General features: G+C 48.3%; 16 protein-coding genes and 1 pseudogene. 9 read left to right on the top strand and 8 right to left on the bottom strand.

Annotation, left to right across the window (positions count from 1 at the left end; all coding sequences use genetic code 11):
- Positions 1-44: 44 nt before the first annotated feature.
- Positions 45-1,451, bottom strand: a complete 1,407-nt coding sequence (glnA, locus tag K1Y77_RS01165) for a glutamate--ammonia ligase (protein WP_030074175.1) — start codon at positions 1,449-1,451, stop codon at positions 45-47.
- A 472-nt stretch (positions 1,452-1,923) separates the two neighbouring features.
- On the opposite strand from glnA, the gene K1Y77_RS01160 reads away from it, so the two are divergent.
- The gene (locus K1Y77_RS01160; protein WP_264429911.1) at positions 1,924-2,547 is read left to right on the top strand and encodes a glycosyltransferase family A protein; all 624 of its coding nucleotides are present in this window, start codon (positions 1,924-1,926) and stop codon (positions 2,545-2,547) included.
- A gap of 25 nt (positions 2,548-2,572) precedes the next feature.
- Here K1Y77_RS01160 and K1Y77_RS01155 read toward each other — a convergent pair whose 3' ends face one another.
- Positions 2,573-3,598 carry an acyltransferase family protein gene (locus K1Y77_RS01155; RefSeq protein ID WP_264429909.1) on the bottom strand — a complete coding sequence of 342 codons (1,026 nt, stop codon included), beginning with the start codon at positions 3,596-3,598 and terminating at the stop codon, positions 2,573-2,575.
- A 209-nt stretch (positions 3,599-3,807) separates the two neighbouring features.
- On the opposite strand from K1Y77_RS01155, the gene K1Y77_RS01150 reads away from it, so the two are divergent.
- Positions 3,808-4,692, top strand: coding sequence for an alpha/beta hydrolase (locus tag K1Y77_RS01150; RefSeq protein WP_051690194.1), 885 nt, complete (start codon positions 3,808-3,810; stop codon positions 4,690-4,692).
- Here K1Y77_RS01150 and K1Y77_RS01145 read toward each other — a convergent pair.
- Positions 4,665-6,287, bottom strand: coding sequence for a sensor domain-containing diguanylate cyclase (locus K1Y77_RS01145; RefSeq protein WP_264429907.1), 1,623 nt, complete (start codon positions 6,285-6,287; stop codon positions 4,665-4,667). The two genes, K1Y77_RS01150 and K1Y77_RS01145, sit on opposite strands and share 28 nt — an antisense overlap.
- Before the next feature lie 141 nt (positions 6,288-6,428).
- Here K1Y77_RS01145 and K1Y77_RS01140 point away from each other — a divergent pair, with 141 nt between their 5' ends.
- Both K1Y77_RS01140 and K1Y77_RS01135 read left to right on the top strand, forming a co-directional pair.
- A complete protein-coding gene (locus K1Y77_RS01140; protein ID WP_030074180.1) occupies positions 6,429-6,743 on the top strand; it encodes a hypothetical protein in 315 nt (104 codons plus the stop codon).
- An 829-nt stretch (positions 6,744-7,572) separates the two neighbouring features.
- Positions 7,573-8,013 (top strand): annotated as a pseudogene (locus tag K1Y77_RS01135) (DUF29 domain-containing protein).
- A gap of 193 nt (positions 8,014-8,206) precedes the next feature.
- Here K1Y77_RS01135 and K1Y77_RS01130 read toward each other — a convergent pair.
- The 4 genes from K1Y77_RS01130 to zorA are packed head-to-tail and all read right to left on the bottom strand — an operon-like array spanning position 8,207 to position 15,898.
- Complete coding sequence (locus tag K1Y77_RS01130) at positions 8,207-11,650, bottom strand: SNF2-related protein (protein ID WP_264429903.1); 3,444 nt, start codon at positions 11,648-11,650, stop codon at positions 8,207-8,209.
- Positions 11,650-13,092, bottom strand: coding sequence for an EH signature domain-containing protein (locus K1Y77_RS01125; RefSeq protein WP_264429900.1), 1,443 nt, complete (start codon positions 13,090-13,092; stop codon positions 11,650-11,652). Before K1Y77_RS01125 ends, K1Y77_RS01130 begins: the two co-directional genes overlap by 1 nt.
- The gene (locus K1Y77_RS01120; RefSeq protein ID WP_264429898.1) at positions 13,092-13,850 is read right to left on the bottom strand and encodes an OmpA/MotB family protein; all 759 of its coding nucleotides are present in this window, start codon (positions 13,848-13,850) and stop codon (positions 13,092-13,094) included. Before K1Y77_RS01120 ends, K1Y77_RS01125 begins: the two co-directional genes overlap by 1 nt.
- On the bottom strand, positions 13,850-15,898 hold the full coding sequence (gene zorA / locus K1Y77_RS01115; protein ID WP_264429896.1) for an anti-phage ZorAB system protein ZorA: 2,049 nt from the start codon (positions 15,896-15,898) through the stop codon (positions 13,850-13,852). Before zorA ends, K1Y77_RS01120 begins: the two co-directional genes overlap by 1 nt.
- 682 nt (positions 15,899-16,580) lie before the next feature.
- On the opposite strand from zorA, the gene K1Y77_RS01110 reads away from it, so the two are divergent.
- The 5 genes from K1Y77_RS01110 (at position 16,581) to K1Y77_RS01090 (ending at position 21,155) form a co-directional block, all read left to right on the top strand.
- Positions 16,581-17,261 (top strand): hypothetical protein, encoded by a 681-nt coding sequence (locus tag K1Y77_RS01110; RefSeq protein ID WP_264429894.1) that lies wholly within the window; start codon positions 16,581-16,583, stop codon positions 17,259-17,261.
- A gap of 340 nt (positions 17,262-17,601) precedes the next feature.
- A complete protein-coding gene (locus K1Y77_RS01105; protein WP_264431399.1) occupies positions 17,602-18,336 on the top strand; it encodes a metal ABC transporter ATP-binding protein in 735 nt (244 codons plus the stop codon).
- The gene (locus tag K1Y77_RS01100) at positions 18,320-19,210 is read left to right on the top strand and encodes a metal ABC transporter permease (protein ID WP_264018998.1); all 891 of its coding nucleotides are present in this window, start codon (positions 18,320-18,322) and stop codon (positions 19,208-19,210) included. Before K1Y77_RS01105 ends, K1Y77_RS01100 begins: the two co-directional genes overlap by 17 nt.
- A 27-nt stretch (positions 19,211-19,237) precedes the next feature.
- Positions 19,238-20,320 carry a metal ABC transporter solute-binding protein, Zn/Mn family gene (locus tag K1Y77_RS01095; protein ID WP_264429891.1) on the top strand — a complete coding sequence of 361 codons (1,083 nt, stop codon included), beginning with the start codon at positions 19,238-19,240 and terminating at the stop codon, positions 20,318-20,320.
- A 139-nt stretch (positions 20,321-20,459) separates the two neighbouring features.
- Entirely contained in the window at positions 20,460-21,155 is a 696-nt protein-coding gene (locus K1Y77_RS01090; RefSeq protein ID WP_264429889.1) for a cupin domain-containing protein, read from the top strand.
- Here K1Y77_RS01090 and K1Y77_RS01085 read toward each other — a convergent pair.
- Positions 21,136-21,501, bottom strand: coding sequence for a DUF6164 family protein (locus K1Y77_RS01085; protein WP_030074195.1), 366 nt, complete (start codon positions 21,499-21,501; stop codon positions 21,136-21,138). The genes K1Y77_RS01090 and K1Y77_RS01085 overlap by 20 nt on opposite strands.
- Position 21,502 lies beyond the last annotated feature (1 nt).

The raw sequence follows: 21,502 nt of genomic DNA, 5'->3' as shown, positions 1-21,502 counted from the left end.
TTTTCAGGCTAATCACACCGCAAAGGTGATGTTAGCAGCCGTTATTAGCAGCTGTAGTACATATCAAACTCGATGGGGTGAGTGGTCATGCGAATGCGCTCCACTTCTTCCATTTTGAGTTCAATGTAAGCATCAATCATCTCGTCGGTGAACACGCCACCTTCGGTCAAGAACGCGCGGTCTGCATCGAGTGCTTCCAACGCTTGGTCCAGGCTGTTGGCAACGGTTGGTACAGACTTGCCTTCTTCCGGCGGCAGGTCATACAAGTTTTTATCCATGGCATCGCCAGGATGAATCTTGTTTTTAATACCGTCGATACCTGCCATCAACAAGGCAGAGAACGCCAGGTAAGGGTTAGCCGTCGGATCAGGGAAACGAGTCTCTACACGCTTACCTTTCGGGCTAGCAGTGTAAGGAATACGAATAGAGGCGGAACGGTTACGAGCACTGTAGGCCAGCATAACCGGTGCTTCGAAACCTGGTACCAAACGCTTGTACGAGTTAGTCGATGCGTTGGTGAAAGCGTTTAGTGCACGGGCGTGCTTGATAACACCACCAATGTAGTAAAGCGCCATTTCAGAAAGACCCGCGTATTCGTCACCCGCGAACTGGTTTTGGCCATCTTTCCAGAACGACTGGTGTACGTGCATACCAGAGCCGTTATCGCCAACGAGTGGCTTCGGCATAAACGTAGCGGTCTTACCGTAAGCGTGGGCCACGTTGTGGATCACGTACTTCATTTCCTGAACTTCGTCAGCCTTCTTCACCAACGTGTTGAATTTAACGCCGATTTCGTTCTGACCTGCGTTAGCAACTTCGTGGTGATGAACTTCTACGGTCTGGCCAATCGCTTCCAGGGTGTTACACATCGCACCACGAATATCGTGGAAACTGTCGACCGGGGGAACCGGGAAGTAGCCGCCTTTAACCCGCGGACGGTGACCCAAGTTGCCGCCTTCCACTTGGTTACTGGTCGCCCAGGCACCTTCGTCGGACGTAATTTTGTACATAGAACCCTGAATGTCAGACTTCCAATGTACTTCGTCAAAAATGAAGAACTCAGGCTCTGGGCCAAAGAAGGCGGTATCGCCCAGACCGGTGGACTGCAGGTAGGCTTCTGCGCGCTTGGCAATAGAACGCGGGTCGCGATCATAGCCCTGCATAGTGGCAGGCTCGATAATATCGCAACGCAAAATTAGGGTAGCGTCTTCAGTGAAGGGGTCAAGGAAAGCAGTACCATCTTCTGGACGAAGAATCATGTCGGATTCGTTAATGCCTTTCCAGCCTTCAATAGAAGAACCGTCAAACATTTGGCCGTTTTCAAAAAACTCTTCGTTCACGTCCCGTGCCGGAACGGTGACGTGCTGCTCTTTACCGCGCGTGTCGGTGAAACGCAGGTCTACCCATTTAACATCATGTTCTTCGATTAGCGCGAGAGTCTTGGCTGACATAGTGTCCTCCGGTATGAACGTGGCTTAAAGCTTGTGACAGTAAGCTACCGATAAAAGAGTTATTCAACAATCCGGCTATCGTTGTAGCACGCCGCGAGGCATCTGCCTACGACCCGCTAGCCGCTAACAAATATAAAGCACAGAGCATGCCAACCTTGCACCAATATGGCATAAAAAAATGGCAAATCATTGTTTAATAAGTACTAAAATATTAAATTTAATGCTTCTTAATGTAGCATACCTTCTTTCTTTGTATCCTCACCAGCTCAAAATAACGCCATAGCTTGTAAAAACGCACCAATAAAGCCCAATAAAAAACCAGAAGCACCAAAATGGAGCGCCAACCAACTAATTAATTCCTAACTGGGTATAGAAAACTTAGGCTTGCTAATAAAACAAACCAACACCTACAATAAATTACAAAAATAACCATTTGGTTACAAAAAGCGGCGTAAAGCAGGAAACCATCGACATGAGCACGGTCTGTTTTATTCTAGATGCGTTAGTCACAAGTGCCCTTCTACCGCGTCACTTGCGAGCTATTCGCCAAACAGGCTTAGCAGACCACCTGCTACCCATCATCGTAACAAGTTCCACCAATGATCCACGCATACCCTGTATTGAACAGCGCTACCGCGTTCACTTCCTTATTTCGCCATCCCAGTCATTAGGCGCCAGAATCAATCAAGCTGCCTCTCTCAGCCAAGCTGACTGGTTGCTAATTGCCATGCACCAACAAGCACTAGAGGCCAATCTGTGGTGCTTACTTTATCCGCAACTGGATACCTGCCTGCTGGATGCTGTTTTGATTGATTACCAATCACCGAGTATGTCCGAGCGGTTACTACAGCGCTTCTTAGGAGCAGGTATCGCTACTCCGCCTTACCTAGCCATCAGGCGTGCTTGGTTGGAACGTCTAGGAGGACTAGACCCTGAATTAGAAGAACCGGCGCTTGCCGATTTACTGCAACGCCTTTACGCCTGCCCCACACGTTTACAAACGTTCAGCTTAGAGGCTTCACGACTCGATCACGATTCATCGTTAATGGCCGCTAATCCTTACCGATTACCACCCACTTCGCCAACAGACACATAACCACCTTAATGCATAAGCGGTTGCATTAAACATTTAAACGTTTGCCAAATAACATAGCGCCTGTAGTGGTGGTATTAGCAATAGTGTTCAACACAATAGAGCCAAGCACACCGACTACTATCAACAGTGCGGCATAGGCCATAAGCGGTAAGGTGAAAGGCCCCACGACGGCATCGGTTAATGCAAAAAACATCGGGTGGGCCAAGTAAATACCAAACGAATATACATTGATATAACGCACCCAAGCTGGTGCTTTACGACCTTTTAAGAAAGCCATTAACCAAAGGGTAAACAGTACAAAGAAAGGGATTACCCACACCTCTTTTGAAGAAAAGGCTAATCCTCCATTAAACGTGAGGGCCACGATCAACGCTACAAATCCAAGTAACCAATAGGGCTTTGATAATGATTTCATCCATTTAGGGCGCGCACACTGATCTGCTTGAGGAGCCAACGGATAATAGCGGACTAACACCAATGCCAGAAAAAATAGATAGACCCAACCCAGCGGTGCGATCCATAGGAGATACCCAGGCGGCTCAATATCCAGCCAATACGCTAGCCCCCAATATCCCATGCTGACTAAGCACCCGCCCCACAGCCACGGCACAGGATTAAAGCGCCATAACCGAAACCGGGTATAGCACCAATACGCCGCGTAAAACTGCATGGCAATAATCAAAAAATAGCCATGCCATCCTGCATAAATAAAATACTCTTTGGCATTGTTCAAAAAACCAACAGCGTTATTGCTATCCGCTAATCGTATCCACTCCGCTGTCGAATAAATAAAGCCGTATACCAAATAAGGCAACATGACATATTTAACGCGCTGAAGAAGAAAACCAGGTGGGACTTGCTTATCGTAACGAACAGCAAACACAAATACCGAAATAAACAAAAAGATGGGCGTGCCCAGCACAAGGGGAAGTCGCATCAAGTCGGTGACTATATTATCGACTCGCTGGTTCAAGTGATCCAACCAATGAAATAGAAATACCGCAACACACCCGTAAGCACGCAGCCAATAAATCTCCTCGATTTTTTGCATTAGCTTCCTCGCTAATTCCTCAACACCAGCCCATCACCCAGGGTTCTCAGCACTAGAAATTCAGCACCACCCTATTGGCTGCTATCTTTAATGAATTGAACAGCGACACACTCTGCGCTGTCGGACTGCTGTAACGTTATAAAATTCCTGGAGGCTTTGTGTTCGGGACATTACTAGTAAGATACCTTTCCTCGTTAACAACACCTATTATGGGCTTACTCAGCTGGCTTATACTCAGCAGCCATGCCCTAGCAGGCGATGTTTCCCATCAGCACTTTTTCTCGCCCACGTTAGACCATAACTATCCCTATACCGTGTATTTACCTGATGACTATGACACGGATGCGACTACGCCTTACCCAGTCGTGTATTTGCTTCATGGCTCATTTGGAAACGAACGCGACTGGGTAACACGCGGCAACTTACCCCAAACAGCAGACCGATTAATCGCAGCAGGACACTTGCCACCGACCGTGTTTGTCATGCCCGGAAGCCGTAGTTGGTGGGTGGATGGATACAACGAGGCAGCGCGCAGCGCTTTCTTCAACGACTTACTGCCACATATTGAAAGCACTTATCATGTCGGTGGTGAACGCCACTTACGGGGCGTTGCAGGGTTATCTGCTGGTGGTTACGGCGCGCTTAATTTTGCCCTAGAGCGGCCCGAACTATTCGCAGCCGTTGCCGCATTAAGCCCCGCCAGCTATGCACCAGCGCCGCCGGCTAATTCATCGGCACGTCGCCATCCCGCGTTTCTAGATGAACAAGGACAATTTGACCACGAACGCTGGGAAGCGCTGAATTACACGGCTCACTTAGAAAATTACCGTCTTCAGGTCACACCGCGAACCACAGGAGAGCGCGATATATCGCCAGTGCCTCTTTATATCAGTGCAGGGCGCAGCGATGTTTACGATGCAGAGTTCCACGCCCGCCTATTACGCCAAACGATGGAACGCATTCAGCCGGATGACGTGCGACTTGATCTTTACCCGGGTGGCCACACATGGCGCGTATGGCGAGCTAGTTTACCTGCCGCTTTAAACTTTATGTTTCAACATATTGATCAACCAAGCGCTAACGCCGCTGAATAAAATACTGCTTGATTACGCCCCTTGGCTTTGGCCATGTACATAGCCTCATCAGCACGATGAACCAAGGCGGCTTCTTCTCTTGCGTGCAGAGGGTACATGGCCACCCCAATGCTTGCGGAAATACTCACCCGATGGCCTGCTAATAAAAATGGTTCGGCAAGTGAATTGCATAGCTGGTTAGCAACGCCCATCGCTTCGCTAGCCATTAGCGGCCCACTTAGCATCGCAACAAACTCATCACCCCCAATCCGCCCAACCACATCACCTTCACGCAGGCGATGCTTCATACGCTGGGCAACCTGCACTAATAACTGATCGCCAATCGCATGCCCCAGCCGATCATTTACCGGCTTAAAGTTATCCAAATCAATAAACAGCAGTGCCAACTGGCGACCTTCCTGTTCACACATCTGAAGCGACTCGGCCAAGTGTGCAAAAAACTGTGCCCGATTAGGTAATTGCGTTAAAGAATCCTGCTGCGCCAAACGCCGCACCTGCTCCTCCATTTCACGACGCGGGGTAATATCGTGCGAAATACCTAAGAAACTAGTGACATGCCCCTGCTCGTCCAGCACTGGCGCGCCGTTAGTGAAATGCCAGCGCCACTCACCACTGATATGCTGTACTCGATACTCAATGATGCCTTGCGGCTTAGCTGTCTGAAAAACCTTCGAGATATAGTGACGGCACGCCTCCAAATCCTCAGGATGCAGCACAAAGTTAATATTGCGCCCCAGCACCTCTTCCACGCGATGCCCCAAAATACGCGGCCAGTTAGGCGAGACGTACGTCAGCTCTCCCGCTGCATTTAAGGTATAAATAATATCGTTAGCCTGCTCCACCAACTGACGAAAACGCTGTTCGCTAGAGGTCAGTGCTGTCTCTAGGGATTTTCGTTGGGTAATATCATTAGCGTAGCCCGTCCATACCACACTGCCGTCTTGTTGACGGTGCGGCCTATCATTCGCCTCGACCCAAATGATCTGGCCGTTACGGTGAAACATCCTGAATTCGTGCTGCCATGGCCTTAACGTACGCGCGCTCTCTAACGAACTCGCTATCACCGACTCTTTATCATTTGGATGAATACTGTCCAGCAACGTTTGTGCATCCGCCAGCACCTCCATCACGCTTACCCCAAAAAACTCCTCTACACTTTCACTGACATAGCTATAGTGCCAGGCTCCTTCCAACGAATAATGAAGCTGATAGACAAACCCAGGAAGTTGCTTAAGAAACGCATCCAACGACTCACCAAACGGCAACGACGCCTGAAGCAACGCCCCGTGCACCGCACGGTAATCGCCCGACATGACCGGTGACAGCTGCAGTTGCCAACCACAAGACGACTCCCCCCAACTAACGTTGACATACTGTGGCAATTGCTGCGTATCGCACGCATTAATGGCAGCCATGACCTTCTCATACTCAAATGGAAAGCAGCGCCACAGCGCCGACTCACTCTCTTCTGACACCCAACCAGCAACACGCCGAAAGGCCGCATTGCCCTGCACATTGGACGAGCAATGCATTGAACGCTCAACGACAAACAACGGCGTCACCGACTGTTCAAATAGCGCATGATGATTCGTCATCAAAGCCCCTCCACAACCCCTTAAAAGGCCACGTTAAGTGTCCACAACATCTCTGTCTATGCACAGTGGCCCTATTGCATCAACGCACACTACACTTAAACCTCACGCTACGTGATAACGCTCAGCAAAAGGACTCTGACAATGCATCAGCATATCGAATGGGATGAACCAGGCAGCGCAAGCGTCGCAGAATTTTTTAAAGATGACCCCGACCACAAACCACCTTACCCAGGAGCCATGCTCTCTGCCCGCTATCAAGGCCGCATTGTGCGCGTAAAAGTAGAGGTTTACCGTGAAGAAGATGCCGTCAGCATCGGCCACGTTGCCGCCATACTCGACCGCCAAGGGCATCACCATGACACCCACCACAAGCTTAAAGTAGGTGATATTGTCCGCCTGCCTGATGACAAACGTGCCATGGAACGCTGGGAAGACGACGAGGACGACAAAGCGTAACAAGCCACCCCAAGAAAATGCCTACCGTGCGCGGCCCCGCCGCCGCGCACATGCTTTTAATGAGAGTAACGCAGATTTCGAGTCGCGCGTGGTAAGCCCCAACGCACCCGCAACAAAAGCCCGACGCGAAAGCACGGCGCAGCGGTGCGATGGGCATACACTTCAACGCTGCCAGGGCGACAGCGCACGGCCAATGGGCGGGCTGCCCGCAATGCGTGATTTTCTGAACTGCCTGTGCGGCTCACATTTCCTGCGTGCCACCCGACCCCGTCATTCCCGTACGCCACCCGAACCCGTCATTCCCGCGTGCCTCTCGACCCCGTCATTCCCGCGTACCTCTCGACCCCGTCATTCCCGTACGCCACCCGACCCCGTCATTCCCGCATGCTTTTAGCGGGAATCCATTTTGACCTTGGTATTCTTCTACTGCAGGAAAGGTCACTCCTCCTACACGCGTAGTGAAGGAACACACAAGCCCCCGACAGCATCACCAGCACCAGAAACATCTCAGCAGTGCGGGGATGCCAAACGCAGCATTGAAGACTGGGATGAAGATAAGGGTGACGATGGAGATGAGTAATTTGGCCTAACCAAGCGCCACTTGATAGGGTAAGCCAAGGCTGGTTCGCCATCCCCAGATACCTCATCTGCCTAGGCAGGGTACGCTAGGCGAATATTGGCCTCTTGGCTCAACGAGATAAACGTAGCGCCTCCTGTTTATACTGGTCAACCTGCATTGAATACAGGTTGCTGGCAGGTTCATCCCCTCGGGTGCGGGGTTATCGCTACTATAGACGATGCTGAAACCCGCCAACAGAGTGAACACTCAATGACCGTTCAATACGAGCACGACACCTACGCATGGGCCCTTGAACAAGCTGAGTTACTGCGCACTGGAAAGCTAGAAAAACTGGATATTGATCACCTGACGGATGAAATTGAAAGCATTGCCAGGCGCGAGCGTCGCGTGCTAATCAACCTGCTGGCCTGCTTGCTAACGCACCTCCTGAAATAGGATCACCTCCCAGCACTGCGCTCGCGCTTCTGGCGGCTGACAATTCAAGATGCCCAAGCCAAGGTGAATCGCCTACTCAACGACAGCCCCAGCTTGAACGCATTGCTGCCTGACCTGATGAGTGACGCCTACGATGATGCCCTTCGTGCAGTGGCTATTGACGTCGACCGAAAACCACACGCATTTCCCGCACAGTGCCCCTACGATTTTGAAACAGCAATGAATGCCCAACCCAATGAACATTACCTCCCTTAAGTCGATTATTTTTTGCTGTCTACCCTAACGCCACGACGGTTGCTACATGCTTTTCAATCAGCATCTTATGGAGCTTTGAAAGAGCCAAACCCGCTTCCAAATCGACTTAACAACAGCGCCAGCTCGCCCTCAGCAGAGTTGAGCACAGTGCAATGTTGGCCACAAGCATCATGTATTGATGCCATCTATCCGATCAAATTTTGATCCGTTTAGCCAACAATCTTGAGCTAATCTTAGAAAAAGAAATTTCAATCCCATTCATCAAATTTGCCAACAAATTCCCATCAATAACTTCAACATCATATTTTTTAGCAATATCTCGGGTGTCACGAGCAAGGCGCGTCGCATTGGTTACAAAAACTAATCGACTAATGGGCTTGGAGAGAGCTTTCTCGTACATTTTTTTTGCAGAGTAGACTTCTTTAATCGCTGAGTAACCTGAATAACTATTAGTATTTGATGTATGTTTACACTGGACTAGTGCTATCTCACTCCCAAGCTCAACGACAACATCAGCACCATGATCACTGCCTGCAGCAGTTAACATGCAGCCAGTTGCTTGCCAAGAAAGGGACAGCAGCTCCGCGACAAAAGCCTCAAACTCTTGCCACCCCAAATTTTGGATTTCTTCTTGAGCAATATTTTTTTCATCTACAAATCCTCTCGATACAAAACCTTGTGGTTCAGGCATTACCTGCTCTGACGTAATAACAGCATCTCGAAGCAAGCTTTTTTTGCTCAGCAACTGATGAAGATTCTCGTCAAAAGACATGAATTTAGGATGTTTGAGCGTAGGAATGTAAACCTGGACACTCTTCTGCTGCCCAATACGATACACACGATCTGTTGCTTGGGCTTCTTTAGCTGGGTTCCAATGCCGTTCCAAATGAATCACGTTGTTGGCACCAACTACTGTTAAGCCAACTCCTGCTGCCACAGGGGACATGATAATAATGTTGAACCCCTCTTTACTCTCAAAAGATTCAATTAAACCTTTCCGTGTCAACTCACTTTTTCTTTTCGATACAGCTTTTGTATCACCGTTAATAATTGCAATTAGCGGTAGTTCAAAGCAGCGGGCCAAAGCGACAGAAAGGAATGATTGAAGACGCTTATTGATACAAAAAATAATTACCTTTTCATCGCGGCATTGAATATCATGCAGAATATATAGAAGACTTATAAGCTTACCAGACTCTGCCATAAACTCGTCCAGATCGCGCTTTTTAACTGGTATATCTAGTCTCCCCCCTAGTAGAAGCTGATGATGTAGTGAAACATCACGCAATTGATGTAGCCCTGCGAGCACTGTGTTTTCTTCTGACTTATTGACTCCGGATAAGATAGAATCATAACTATTTAGTTGCTGCCCACTCATAAGCGAAGAAAGTTTCGACATATACTCCCAGTCAGAATTCTCCACGCCAACATAGAGACGTTTCTCGGGAAGCCCTTCCAAGTTGTCTTCCTTCAAACGCCTTAGCATCAAAGCACCAACATTTTCTCTAAGTTGACGACCTATTCGGGCACGCACGTCTTCTAGCTCATCACCAGCCGCATGAATAATGGGTTTAACATAAGCTTCTCTGAAAGATTGGTAGCTACCCAAATAGCCAGGGCAAGCGGTATCCATAATGCACCAAAAGTCAGCTAGACTGTTTTCAACAGGAGTGCCTGTTGCCAACAAACGGAACTGTGCTTTGAGGCCTTTTGCTGCCCGAGTCTGTAAAGCATTAGGGTTTTTGATATTCTGTGCTTCATCGAATGTCACTACACCCCAATCAATCGCACAGAGTGAGAACTGGTAATCTCTTAGCGTTTGGTAAGTGGTGATTACCAATCTCTTAGGCATATCGAGACGCTCATGCCCAAAGCCAGACCCAATCTTGAGTGAATAACGAATGACTGCCTCATCACCATCAATCGTTTGATTTTTGGTTTCCACACCAGCTAAACGGTATTTACTCAACTCTCCTTCTGACTGCAAAACCACAATGTCTCTAAATGGCGATTTTACAAAGGTTTTCTCAACCTCTTCTTTCCAGTTCTGCAGCAAACTCAGGGGGGCTACGATCAGACAGGGCCTTACTGCATCCGCTGCTTGCTCCCATCCTCTGTAAAGATGCTCAATTGCCGCCAATGACATAAAGGTTTTACCAAGGCCCATATCATCAGCCAGCAAACCACCACCCAGCCCTTTTTTCGCACCTGCAAGACCCAGCAGCCAACGCACACCATAAATTTGATGAGAGAAGGGGCTTCGAAGGTAATTGTCCCAACAAAGAGCTTCCTCTGGAGTAAGCACATCATCTAGTAACCGCTCAACTGCCTCAGATGGCGTTTCAAGGTTATTATCATTGAGAGCAATATCAACAACGATGGGTGTAGAATCTTCACTAACGTCTGTGCTTTCCTGTGACGGCACAAAGTCACTGCCCTCTTGCTCAGGATTAAGCCAGGAGTTGCGGATTGTTCGAGTAGCTGATTCAATCTGTTCTGGGTCTGAGATATCAAATACTTTGCCACCAAATTCAACCTCTTGTGCACCTGTCGGACGCGCTTGTTCTACAACTGCCTCAAATTCATTGAGCTGCTCTTCATCTTTGATGATATCTTTCAGCTTACTTACGGGAAGAACATTAACTGGGGCGAACTTTTTACCAAACCAATCAACACCAGACTCATCCGTCTCACCAAAATAAGCATGCCTGAAACGTGCCGCCCCTTTGACTCGGATAGAGAAGCCCATTTCAAGGTTAACCAACGAACCATCAATGAAAGCGGTTGGGTTACGGTAAAAGTCGTCCAGCTTTTCTTTACTGACAATACGGTTTCGTAAAACTTCCTGGATACCCGCCATCTTTTGCTCGTCAATCAGAATAATCTCATCTTTAACACGAAGCGACGCAGTACCAGCGTTTTGTAGCTGACCCAATACCCTTTGCATTTCTTCATGGCTGGCATCCTGCCCCAGCTGTGGAGTCAAGATAAGATTTCCCTCTTCATCGAGTTCGGCTTCAACCGATACAGATTCAGGCGTATTAATCCTTAGCTTTTCAAAATGACCCAGCTCGATTGCAACTCCCTGGCGTTGAGCCCGTTGAAGTGCAGAAATAATAGACAAGTTGTCAAATTCAGAATATTCAGATTCCTCGTGCTTTTTCAGGGCTTCAAAAACTAGCAGTTGTTCTGCTGACAACAAGAACTGACTTTCTTCTGAAAACTGAATCACAGGGCCATTGATCCGAAAGCTACTGGTAAAACGCCCTCCTGGGTACTTAGCTTGTACATTAATTCTAAATGATGACCGCCCTGTTTGACCTTTAATATCAGTTTTTATAGCTCCCTCCCAGTATACAGGAAGCTCAAGTAGGTCGCGGGAAAACTGATCCAGATTGACTACGGAAAGAGAAGGTATAGAAAAGCCGTTTGGCAGTTCGTCTCCTAATCCTTCTTCTACTAACATACGCAAGACAACATGCTGCTGAGTAATCAGGTCATCTGCTTTCCCCTGGTTGATAATAGCCAGCTGATTTTCTGAGAATAAGAAGCTAACGCCCTCAAAATCAATTACCTGACGATATCTGAGAGATTGCTTGTTGCCTATCAGGTTATTGATCCACTCCTTGAGCATCATTAGAGATGGCCTGAAAATTTGTAGTGTTGATAATCAGATTTGGTAAGAAGCATAGAAGCATCAATATCTACTCCGAGCTCTTTTAACGCAATGGCTGCTTTCATTTGCCAACTTCCATTATGTTGTATTGCTGCATAACAACCTTTATTCTGTTCTACAAGCATTCTTTCATTTAGCCCAACAGTAAGCTCACGATACGTAAACTTACGCTTATTATAGTTAAAAACTGCCGCTGATTTAGCTAATCGTTCGTATACCCAGAAATAACAACTATGAGTTCCCTCTATTACATGTGCATCATTTAAATATATATAAACCAGAGGCTTAGGACTACCTCCATCCACAATCGAATACGCGGGCAAATGTTCCATTTTATAATGCTTTTGAATATAACGTTCTGCTTCATACGTTAAGAATAATCGAGTATCCATTACTAACTCTTGCTGCAGCAAACCTTCCAAAAACCGCTTGCGAGATGGATACATTCGTTTCAGCTCTTCTTTTCCAGGATGGGTAGAAAAATCCTTCAGAGCCTCCAAGAAAAGTCTTAAATCAAGCTTAGACAACCACCCACGAACCTTGGCTATAAGATTTTGGGAGATTTGTGACCACCAGCGAATATACCGCTCATTACGGGTTGAAACACGTGGATCACCAGCTATCGCCATAATGACATTCATCCAATGATCAGATATCTGTCTCGAATCAGCCTTGGATATCAGAATTCTTAGCACCTCATGCCCCAACAAAGACTCTTCAGAATAGCGAGATTCAAACACCTCTTTTTTCTGAATTTCAATTAGCAACTCATGATTTTCACCTGGTTCGAGCTGCCGAAGGGTTTCTAGATAGTAGATGTTTTTAGCATTTTCTAGAAAACGGCCCGATAAATAATTATTAAGCCCAACTCGTTCAATACAAGCATTAAAATCAATCTGTTGTATGTGGCAAGACTCAGCCAGCCATTTTGGCCCTTCGCCACCAAGAATCTGACCGATATTTTGATCCAGCTCACCACGAGCTTCTTTTGATTTACGCAGCCATGCTTCAACAGACTTTAGGTCACTCAGCTTGTCGTACTTTTTAAGATAGTAGCTATAGATTGCTTCAAGTAACAAACTGCTTGGACGAGGCTTTATATAATCAATTTTTCGAAATAGATTTTCACACAGCTTAATATTAAATGCGTTATTTGTTTTCAGAACAATAGCTAACGCTCTGAGATCCACTGGTTCATTCAGGGCTTGCTCAATATCCCCATGTTGCCTGAGCACGCTAATAAATCGCTGATATGCCTGTTTGAACTTATCGCTGCCGGTGCCAGAGCTTTGCGTTAATTTCAAAACTTTCTCAGTATTTTTTTCCATCACCTGACAATACGAATTCATCACACCCTCAGGCAAATAAAAATTTAATTTATTAACTCTAAGTTTAGCTGTCATCAATTAGCTCTCCTAGAGACTTCTTCAAAATCAGCTAACTCAGGCCGCTTCACAGTAAAGCGAATATCTATTCTTCGATTAGATCGCCTATCTGCACTTGTTACTTCTTCTTTATTTACTCGCCGAGTAGCAGCGTAGCCACTGACAGAGAAAAGAGTACTGTCATAACCATTCTTCAAATCACCTAAGGATGGGTACACATCTAAAGACTCATTCCAGAACTCCCACAAGCTAATGGCTCGAAAGGTTGAAAGCCCCCAATTACCCTTATCGCGATTACTAGAAAGGCTATCCGTATGTCCTTCAATAAATACCGTATCAAGATACTCAAACCGCTTGAGCTGTTGATCAGACATATTGAATGGTTGATGAATTGCTTCATGCAGCACTTCCCCAATCAATCTAACGGCATTAACCACCTCTGGATCGTTAGGGATCTCGTCCATATTGGAATCGAATGACAAAGTACTTTCTGGAATACGAAGAACTGTATCATTATCAGCAATAAAGACCGTTACATTTTGTTTGGCAAGTTCATCCCTAATCTCATGCAAAATATCTCGTCGTGCTTGTTCAGCATTTCTTAACGTCTGAATATCCTGGTTAAACTGCTCCTGCTTCTGGGTTAGCTCTATAATTAAAGCGACTGCTGCCAAGATAAAAACAACAAGAAGCGCTGACATCAAGTCAGAGAAGGATATCCAATAAGGGTTTTCTTCATCGACATTACGAGATCTAGAACGAGAAAAAGCCCTCATCAGTTTCCTACCTTAGTCTCAATCTCATCCACAACGCTGGATAGTGCATTTGCAGCATTGTTCATTTGAGCAGCATAGTCATTGGCACTTTGAGCCCAGATTTTAAGATGATCTCTCGTTTGTCCATTAGCTTGTTCGGCATAATCACTTAATAATCTTGTACCTTGCTCAGCTAGCTCTCCAATATTCTTTTTTAGAGCTGCTAAGTAATTATTCTGGTGTTGCTCTAGTGCTTTGAACGACCCATCTGCCAATTGAACCATCTGATCCAAATTACCAACCGTTCGCTCCATTGCTGTGATGGCACTCTGTATTTGATCCCGAACCATACGAACAGACTCAGCGGCTTTATGGTTTTCACTGGCCAGATATTCTGTCGACTCAGATGCTGAAAAAATTGAAGTACTTAGCTTGGTTGAAGCCTGTTGTAGCGTCGCACCATACTCTTTCAATTGGGTCGTTGATCGCGCTAACTCAGTCGCACCCTCATGAATGCTGGATGCGAGCCTTTGAAGACTCTGGCTGTTATTAGCCATATCTTCTTGCAGCTGCCTGCTGTCTGATAATAGATTTTGAGTAGCTTCGATCTGTTTTTGCATTGTTGTTTTGATCTCAGCAATAGTGCTCTCAAACTGAAGCCCAAGTGCTCTTTCTCGCTCTGATTGCTTCTCTTGAACTTTTTGAAAAAGCTCACTCATATTGCCAAGTTGATCACCGGTAACACGCGTTATATTTTCAGCCTGCTGTTGTGTATGAGAAACCAGCTTATCTACCTGACTAGAAATATGCTCTACTAACTCCTGTTCTCTTTGGCCAGCAGCTGTTTGGTGTTGGTTCAACACATCCCGAACAGCTTTAACTTGAGCGTGGGTTGAAGCTAAAAACTCCTGCTGCTGATAGCGGTTATGATCAGCCATGCTATCAATTTGCTCCGCAATATGACGCATCAGCCCTTGCTCACGTTCAGATGCCGCTTGCTGGTTTTGATTCAAATTACTGATAAAGCCATTCAGCGCTTGATTCATGGAATCAACAGCATCACTAACACCTTTGGAAGCCTGATCCATAGAATTTCTTTGCTCAGCCCCCTGCTGTCCAAATTTATCCATAAAAGTTTCAATTAACTGCTCCATGGCCCGCTGACTACCATCAGATGCATCGTTAACCAGCCTATCCATCGCTGGCCCCATCACATTTTGTAGGCTTTGCTCAAGACCTTGTTGAATACCAGCGGTTGCTTCCAGCAGGGATTCCTGCATTTTATCGCCAATTTTTTCCGCTAAACCCTGTAAGGCTTCCCGCGATTCGCCACCATCATCAGCAATACGCTTCAGCTGCATCTCAGCGGTCAGTCGTGGGAAAATTTTATCAATTGTGACCTGAAGTTCTCTGATCTGCTTACGCACTCCGTTTTCAAGACACTTCTCAATAAAATTGAAAAGCACGCTAAGCAGCACCCCCCAAACGGAAGTCATAAAAGCAAATTTAGCGCCACTGATGACGTAAGCTAAGCCATCCTTCATTTCATCAACAGCAACATCATTGCCAATATTGAGTTGAGATAAACCTAATTGCAGCCCAACAAACGTTCCTATCACACCAATGGCGGTTAAAAAGCCAGGAACGGCTGCTATCAAGCGGCTTTCGGTGATGCCTGGAGCCAAGCTTGCAGCATTAAAGAAATAATCAGCATCGTAAACATTGAATAATTTATGCTGCTCACCTTCTTTTACCTCTATCAAGGTCTCATCAAACTCACACCAAAGGTGAGCCTCTGTACCGTTTCGTTTTAAAGCCTTATTCCTCAAATCACTTCGGCTATTGAATACTGTATCCTCGTTTTCCTGGCTTAGGACGTTGTTCAGCCACTTAATTCGACGATTGGCTTTCCATGAGTGAACAACAGCAATAAGCAAAAAAATGAAAAATAGCGTTATCAGAGCAACGACGAAAATCGCGCTCAAATCAGATGCAGTTTCAAAGCTGGGAAATGAAAAAAAATTGGGCAATAGGCCAGATATATCAAGTTGCTGTTCGTTTATTCCCATAATAATTTTCTAGCCCCTAAAAAATTGCCTAGCTTCTGAAATTAGCTAGCTATCACTGTGATAGTTTTCAATAACAAGCAAGAAGCTCACGTTTCAGTACCTGGCACAGGCCTACACCAAAACCTGGGTTCTGACGCGTTTTTTACTTTGCATCACATGGTAAAGCTGGGGCCGCGCCGGCCCTCCCCAGTTCACCAGGCAAAGTGAAGCAGATCATGAGATACCGATAGCCACCTCAGCCCCTTGGTTTATCAGCATTATGGTGTAGGCATGAGCTAGCGACAGACCACTAGAGAGCTAGGCGTTCACAACACTCATCTGCCAACAAACTGTCTAGACATCTTTTCGAACAGGTGCTTTTAACTCTGAAACGTAGTCCGCTGGTCTCATTTAGTCATTGCTAGAGCGCAGTAACACCCAACATAAAACACTTCGATGTATTCGAAGATGGCCTGTTTTACTCCTCACCGCATTTTGATGTAAAGCGTAAAAAGTGCAGGGATATGAGCGGAACTGATTCATTAGGAACTCTCGGCAGCGCTGTCCATCGCTCCATCTAACCATTCTTTCATCATTCTCGCCATTGATCTTCGTCATACTTAGGTCACGTCGATTCGACGCTAACCCTCACTAACGGCGTGCTACGCTTAGCGCTGTTCCTCCTACGATTAGGTGCTTTCTCATGCGGTGTCTTCGTGTTTCACGCTTTGCGCTGGTGGCTTTCGCTCTGGCGCTGCTTGCCTTGTCAACACAGGTTCAGGCTCAGGCCTCTACGCCTGCTGATTGGTCTGTTTATGATGAGGTGTTCGAAAACGGGGCACACCATGCGGCGTGGTGGGATGCGGGGTGGACGGGAATTTATGCGACGAGCCTTGCCATTGATGCTTACCAGTCGAGCGAGGCGAGTAGCCGCAATGACCGCTTTGATGCGCGGGTTGGGGTGGTGAAGTCGGCTTTAGCCTTGGGTGGAATGCTCACGGATCGGCAGCCACATCAGGCGGCATTGATTGAGTACGAGCGTTTGAAAGCGCGTGGCGAGCTGAGCGGCGTGCAGGCGCTGGGGTTACAGCTTGCCCAGGCGGAGCGTGAACGCCGTGGGTTTGAGGCGCGCCTTAGTTCACTGTTGGTGAATAGCGTGGCGGGCGCGGTCATTGCCGCCGATGGCCGTGAACGCGATGGCACGGTGAACTTTGCCACCGGTATGCTGATCAATGAGCTGCAGATTTGGACGCAGCCTAACCAAGCCTCCAGTGCAATTAACCGTTTTCAGCCTGCTCGCCTCTCGGTTGGCCCTGTCACGCTGGATGGCGAATACGCATTATTGATCTCCCCACAGCAAATTGGTGCTACGTGGCGCTATTAGCCGCGACGTGATCGCCGTATGCCATAGTGATAGTAAGAGACACGTTGATTAACGCACGGGGTACTGCCAGTCGATTTAACATTGTCAGTGCAGCAGGATTGTCAGCACACCAGGAGCGCGTAAAATATTGGCCTCTTTTTTGGTTTCACCAATTGTTATGTTATAACTTATTTATTGGTTAGCGAGGACACTCAATGAGTGAGCATATGCATCGCCATAACAAGGAAGGTCCTTGTCATTTTTCGTTGATGTCGTTATCTGCCGCGAAGCGGTTGGGTTTAGTGGCACTCCCGCTGCTGGGGTTGTGGGGTTTAGTGGTGTGGGCCAGCGGGTGGCCGCTATGAGTGAACGTTCACTTTCACGCTTGCAGTTGCATGATTTGCACCTTGCCCAAGGCGGACGCACGGTTCTTGAGCATGTTGATGGCGATATAAAGCCCGGTGCTATTACGGCGCTGATTGGCGCGAATGGTGCGGGTAAAAGTACGTTGATCCAGGCGATTATGGGTGAGCTACGTCCTATTAGTGGTGAAGTAGTCTGCACGGTCGATAAAGCACGCCGTGCGTGGTTGCCCCAGCAGTTGGCGTTAGACCTGACTTTTCCGATGAGCGTTGAAGAGTTGGTAATGACCGGCAGCTGGCCAAGCCATGGGGCGTTAAAAGGCTACTGCGCAGCGCATTATCGCAAGGGCCGCGACATCATGGCGCGCTTGGGTATTTCGCATTTGGCTCACCGCCCTTTGGGTGAGCTTTCTGGTGGTCAGCGCCAGCGGGCACTGATTGGCCGTACGTTGATGCAGGAAGCGGAGCTTTTGTTACTGGATGAGCCGTTTGCCAATGTGGATAGCGATACGGTGGATATTTTAATTCGCAGCTTGCGTCAAATGGCCGATGAAGGCGTAACTATCATTGTTGTCCTGCACGATATGGATCACCTAAGCCGCCTAGCCGATGAAGTGTTGATGTTAAGTGGTGGGCATGGGCGCTGGGTCGCGCCTAGCGCGCTTAACCACCAACATGCACCAGCACAGGTGGTGCCGTTTGCTTTGGGAGGTCGTCATGCTGGCACTGCTTGATGCATGGTTTGTGGCACCTTTCGATTATGGCTTTATGCGTCGTGCTGTCGTTGGTGGCTTAGCCCTGTCGCTTGCTGCCCCTCCGTTGGGCGTATTTTTAGTGCTACGGGGCATGAGCTTGATTGGCGATGCCATGGCGCACGCTATTTTGCCTGGTGTGGCACTGGGGTTTTTGCTCGCAGGGTTCTCTCTGCCGGTGATGAGCGTCGGCGGTGTTCTGTTCGGCGTGATGGTGGCCTTACTTGCTGGAGCTGTGTCGAAAATGGGCGGCCAGCGGGAAGATGCGGCGATGGCGAGCTTTTTTATTATTTCGCTAGCGGCCGGTGTATTACTTATTTCTATGGGTGGCAGCAGTGTGGATTTAACCCATGTGCTGTTCGGCTCAATTTTGGCGATTAACTCCACAGCGCTACTGCTCATTGCCTCTATCAGCACGTTGATTGTGATTATTCTGGCGATTATTTTCCGGGCGTTGGTCGTGGAGTGTTTAGACCCCCTGTTTTTACGCGGGCAAAGCCGCCGCAGTGGCTGGGTACATAGTGTTTTTTTAGGACTATTGGTGCTGAATTTAACTGCGGGGTTCCAAACATTGGGCACGTTAATGGCGGTGGGCTTAATGATGCTGCCTGCTACAGCAGCACGGTTTTGGAGTAAACGGCTGGAAGGCTTAATCGGCATTGCCGTGGTCTTAGCCATGATCGCTAGTACCGGTGGCTTATTGATTTCGTTCCACCTTGATACCCCCTCTGGGCCAAGCATTATTTTGCTGGCGGGGTTGGGCTATCTACTGTCGGCACTGTTCGGCCGCTATCACAGCTTAGCCGCGAAGCTGCGGCGTAAGACAACGCCGCTAGCGCTTGAACAGTCGTCATAACTTTTTATCTTTTTGAAGGAGCGTTGTATGTCGCTTTTCTCTTCATCGCGCTGGTTGGTAGGCGTTTCAGCCATGCTGGCACTGCCTGCGGCAATGGCTAACGATCGTGTTCAGGTGGTGACCAGCTTCTCTATTTTGGCCGATATGGTCGAAAACGTGGGCGGCGAACATGTCGAAGTTACATCGCTTGTCGGCCCTGACGGCGATGCTCATGTTTATTCGCCCAGCCCAGGCGATGCCCGCGCGCTGGCTGGCGCTGATATGGTGGTGTTTAACGGGCTGTTATTTGAAGGCTGGATGGAGCGCTTGATTGAATCGAGCGACTATTCGGGCGCACTGGTTATGGCAACGACAGGCCTTGAACCCCGAGCTTTTGCCGAGCATGGTCATGAAGAAGAGGGTCATGATGACCATGGGCACGGGCACGACGAGCACGGGCATGACGACCATGGGCATGACGACCATGGGCACGACGACCATGGGCACGACGAGCACGATCACAGTGAACATAACCACGGCGATGATGATCCACATGCATGGCAGGACCTACGTCAAGCAAAGGTCTACGTTACCAATATTCGCGATGGCTTGATCGAAGCTGACAGCGCTAATGCCGATAGTTATCAAGCGAATGCTGAGCGTTATTTAGCAGAGATAGAGCAGGCGGATAGCGAGATTCGCGATTTGTTAAGCGGCATTCCGGCATCTGCCAGCGTGATTACCGGCCACGATTCGTTTGGCTATTTTTCAAATGCTTATGGAGTGAGCTTTCTTTCTCCTGTCGGACTGTCTACTGAAGCTGACCCCAGCGGCGCTAGCATGGCTGCGCTGGTGGATGTCATCGAACAGGAAAACGTGCAGGCACTATTTCATGAGAACATGACCAACCAAGCGATCATTAATCAGCTTGCCGAAGAAACTGGCCTGCCGATTGTTGGCACGCTATATGCTGATGCGCTGGCCAGTGAAGGCGACGCCAGCACTTACCTGGGCATGATGCGTCATAACGCCAAGGTGTTGCACGCGGCTCTGGCCGAGGCGGGTCAAGCTAATGACGACCACGACCACGACCACGACCACGACCACGACCATCATGGTCATGCTCATTAAGATAAAATGTAAACATTTGAATACCGTCAAGCAGACGGTATTTTTTTGCGTTGCATTTTGCCCTGGGGATGGGGAGACTTGCACTACTGCTGCGAATTTTCACCTCTGCAAATTTTCACCCCTGTAAAGAGCCAACACCATGCGACTGAACGCCGATTTTAGCCACTTTGCCTGTGTCACACCGGATCAGTATCGTTGGGTGGACTCCCCCAGTGCTGGTGTAGAGCGCATGATGCTGGACCGCATTGGCGACGAAGTCGCCAGAGCTACTAGCCTGGTGCGCTACGCGCCGAACAGCCAGTTCAGCCGTCATACTCACGGCGGTGGTGAAGAAATTTTGGTGCTGGAAGGTGTCTTTGCCGATGAGCATGGCCGCTATCCGGCAGGCAGCTACTTACGCAACCCGATTGGCACTGGTCATACCCCGCAAATAGGCGAAGAAGGCGCACTTATTCTGGTTAAGCTACACCAGTTTGATGAAGATGACCTTCTTCAGCTGGCCGTGCCTGCCCATCGCCTTCCCTGGCAACCCGACCGGCGGCCTGGCATTACTTATAAAATGCTACACACCTATAGCTCAGAACAGTACGGTCCTGAACGAGTCAGCCTAGAACGCTGGGAGGCCGATACAGCGGTGTCTTATCCAACGCTTAGCGGCGGTTTAGAGCTATTTGTGTTGGAAGGTGCTGTTCTTAGTGATGGGCAGGAGTACGCAACTGGCAGTTGGTGTCGCTTCCCAGTGGGTGCGGCACCTCAGTTGCAAGCAGGTAGCGAAGGTGTGCAGCTTTATTTAAAGCGCGGCCATTTAGCCGCCGCTAATTTACTAAGCCAATAAACGGTAGCAGCGTCAATAACGCAATCAGTATCACGGCAACCATCACCAATAAGACTTGCACGGGGTGGGCGAGAAAGCGCCGCCATAACGTAGGGGCATTGCCACTAGCAACGGCTTCTTCATGGGCGCGTCGTGCGTTGGCTTGGCGGTTTTCCTGATACGCTGCCAACGCTGCTTCGGCAGCCTCGCGTTGTGCGGTGTTACGCAGCCAAATGGCATCGACACCCAGGCGAAAAAACCCCGCCTGGGTTTCATACACATCAAAGCCCTGCTCATCTAGCAGCTGGCGTACTTCCATCGCCTCTTCATCTGTCACGTGGCGCAACCGAAACAGCAAGTGGGCCATG

The sequence above is a fragment of the Halomonas qaidamensis genome (assembly GCF_025917315.1).
GTDB lineage: Bacteria > Pseudomonadota > Gammaproteobacteria > Pseudomonadales > Halomonadaceae > Vreelandella > Vreelandella qaidamensis.
This window is presented reverse-complemented; position numbering and strand designations above follow the sequence as displayed.

Excerpts from the sequence above, each read along its gene's own strand:
- K1Y77_RS01090 (WP_264429889.1), top strand. The coding sequence starts at position 20,460 with ATGCGACTGAACGCCGATTTTAGCCACTTTGCCTGTGTCACACCGGAT.
- K1Y77_RS01125 (WP_264429900.1), bottom strand. The coding sequence starts at position 13,092 with ATGACAGCTAAACTTAGAGTTAATAAATTAAATTTTTATTTGCCTGAG.
- K1Y77_RS01155 (WP_264429909.1), bottom strand. The coding sequence starts at position 3,598 with ATGCAAAAAATCGAGGAGATTTATTGGCTGCGTGCTTACGGGTGTGTT.
- K1Y77_RS01100 (WP_264018998.1), top strand. The coding sequence starts at position 18,320 with ATGCTGGCACTGCTTGATGCATGGTTTGTGGCACCTTTCGATTATGGC.
- K1Y77_RS01085 (WP_030074195.1), bottom strand. The coding sequence starts at position 21,501 with ATGGCCCACTTGCTGTTTCGGTTGCGCCACGTGACAGATGAAGAGGCG.
- zorA (WP_264429896.1), bottom strand. The coding sequence starts at position 15,898 with ATGGGAATAAACGAACAGCAACTTGATATATCTGGCCTATTGCCCAAT.
- K1Y77_RS01105 (WP_264431399.1), top strand. The coding sequence starts at position 17,602 with ATGAGTGAACGTTCACTTTCACGCTTGCAGTTGCATGATTTGCACCTT.
- K1Y77_RS01120 (WP_264429898.1), bottom strand. The coding sequence starts at position 13,850 with ATGAGGGCTTTTTCTCGTTCTAGATCTCGTAATGTCGATGAAGAAAAC.
- K1Y77_RS01130 (WP_264429903.1), bottom strand. The coding sequence starts at position 11,650 with ATGATGCTCAAGGAGTGGATCAATAACCTGATAGGCAACAAGCAATCT.
- K1Y77_RS01150 (WP_051690194.1), top strand. The coding sequence starts at position 3,808 with ATGGGCTTACTCAGCTGGCTTATACTCAGCAGCCATGCCCTAGCAGGC.
- K1Y77_RS01140 (WP_030074180.1), top strand. The coding sequence starts at position 6,429 with ATGCATCAGCATATCGAATGGGATGAACCAGGCAGCGCAAGCGTCGCA.
- K1Y77_RS01160 (WP_264429911.1), top strand. The coding sequence starts at position 1,924 with ATGAGCACGGTCTGTTTTATTCTAGATGCGTTAGTCACAAGTGCCCTT.
- glnA (WP_030074175.1), bottom strand. The coding sequence starts at position 1,451 with ATGTCAGCCAAGACTCTCGCGCTAATCGAAGAACATGATGTTAAATGG.
- K1Y77_RS01145 (WP_264429907.1), bottom strand. The coding sequence starts at position 6,287 with ATGACGAATCATCATGCGCTATTTGAACAGTCGGTGACGCCGTTGTTT.
- K1Y77_RS01110 (WP_264429894.1), top strand. The coding sequence starts at position 16,581 with ATGCGGTGTCTTCGTGTTTCACGCTTTGCGCTGGTGGCTTTCGCTCTG.
- K1Y77_RS01095 (WP_264429891.1), top strand. The coding sequence starts at position 19,238 with ATGTCGCTTTTCTCTTCATCGCGCTGGTTGGTAGGCGTTTCAGCCATG.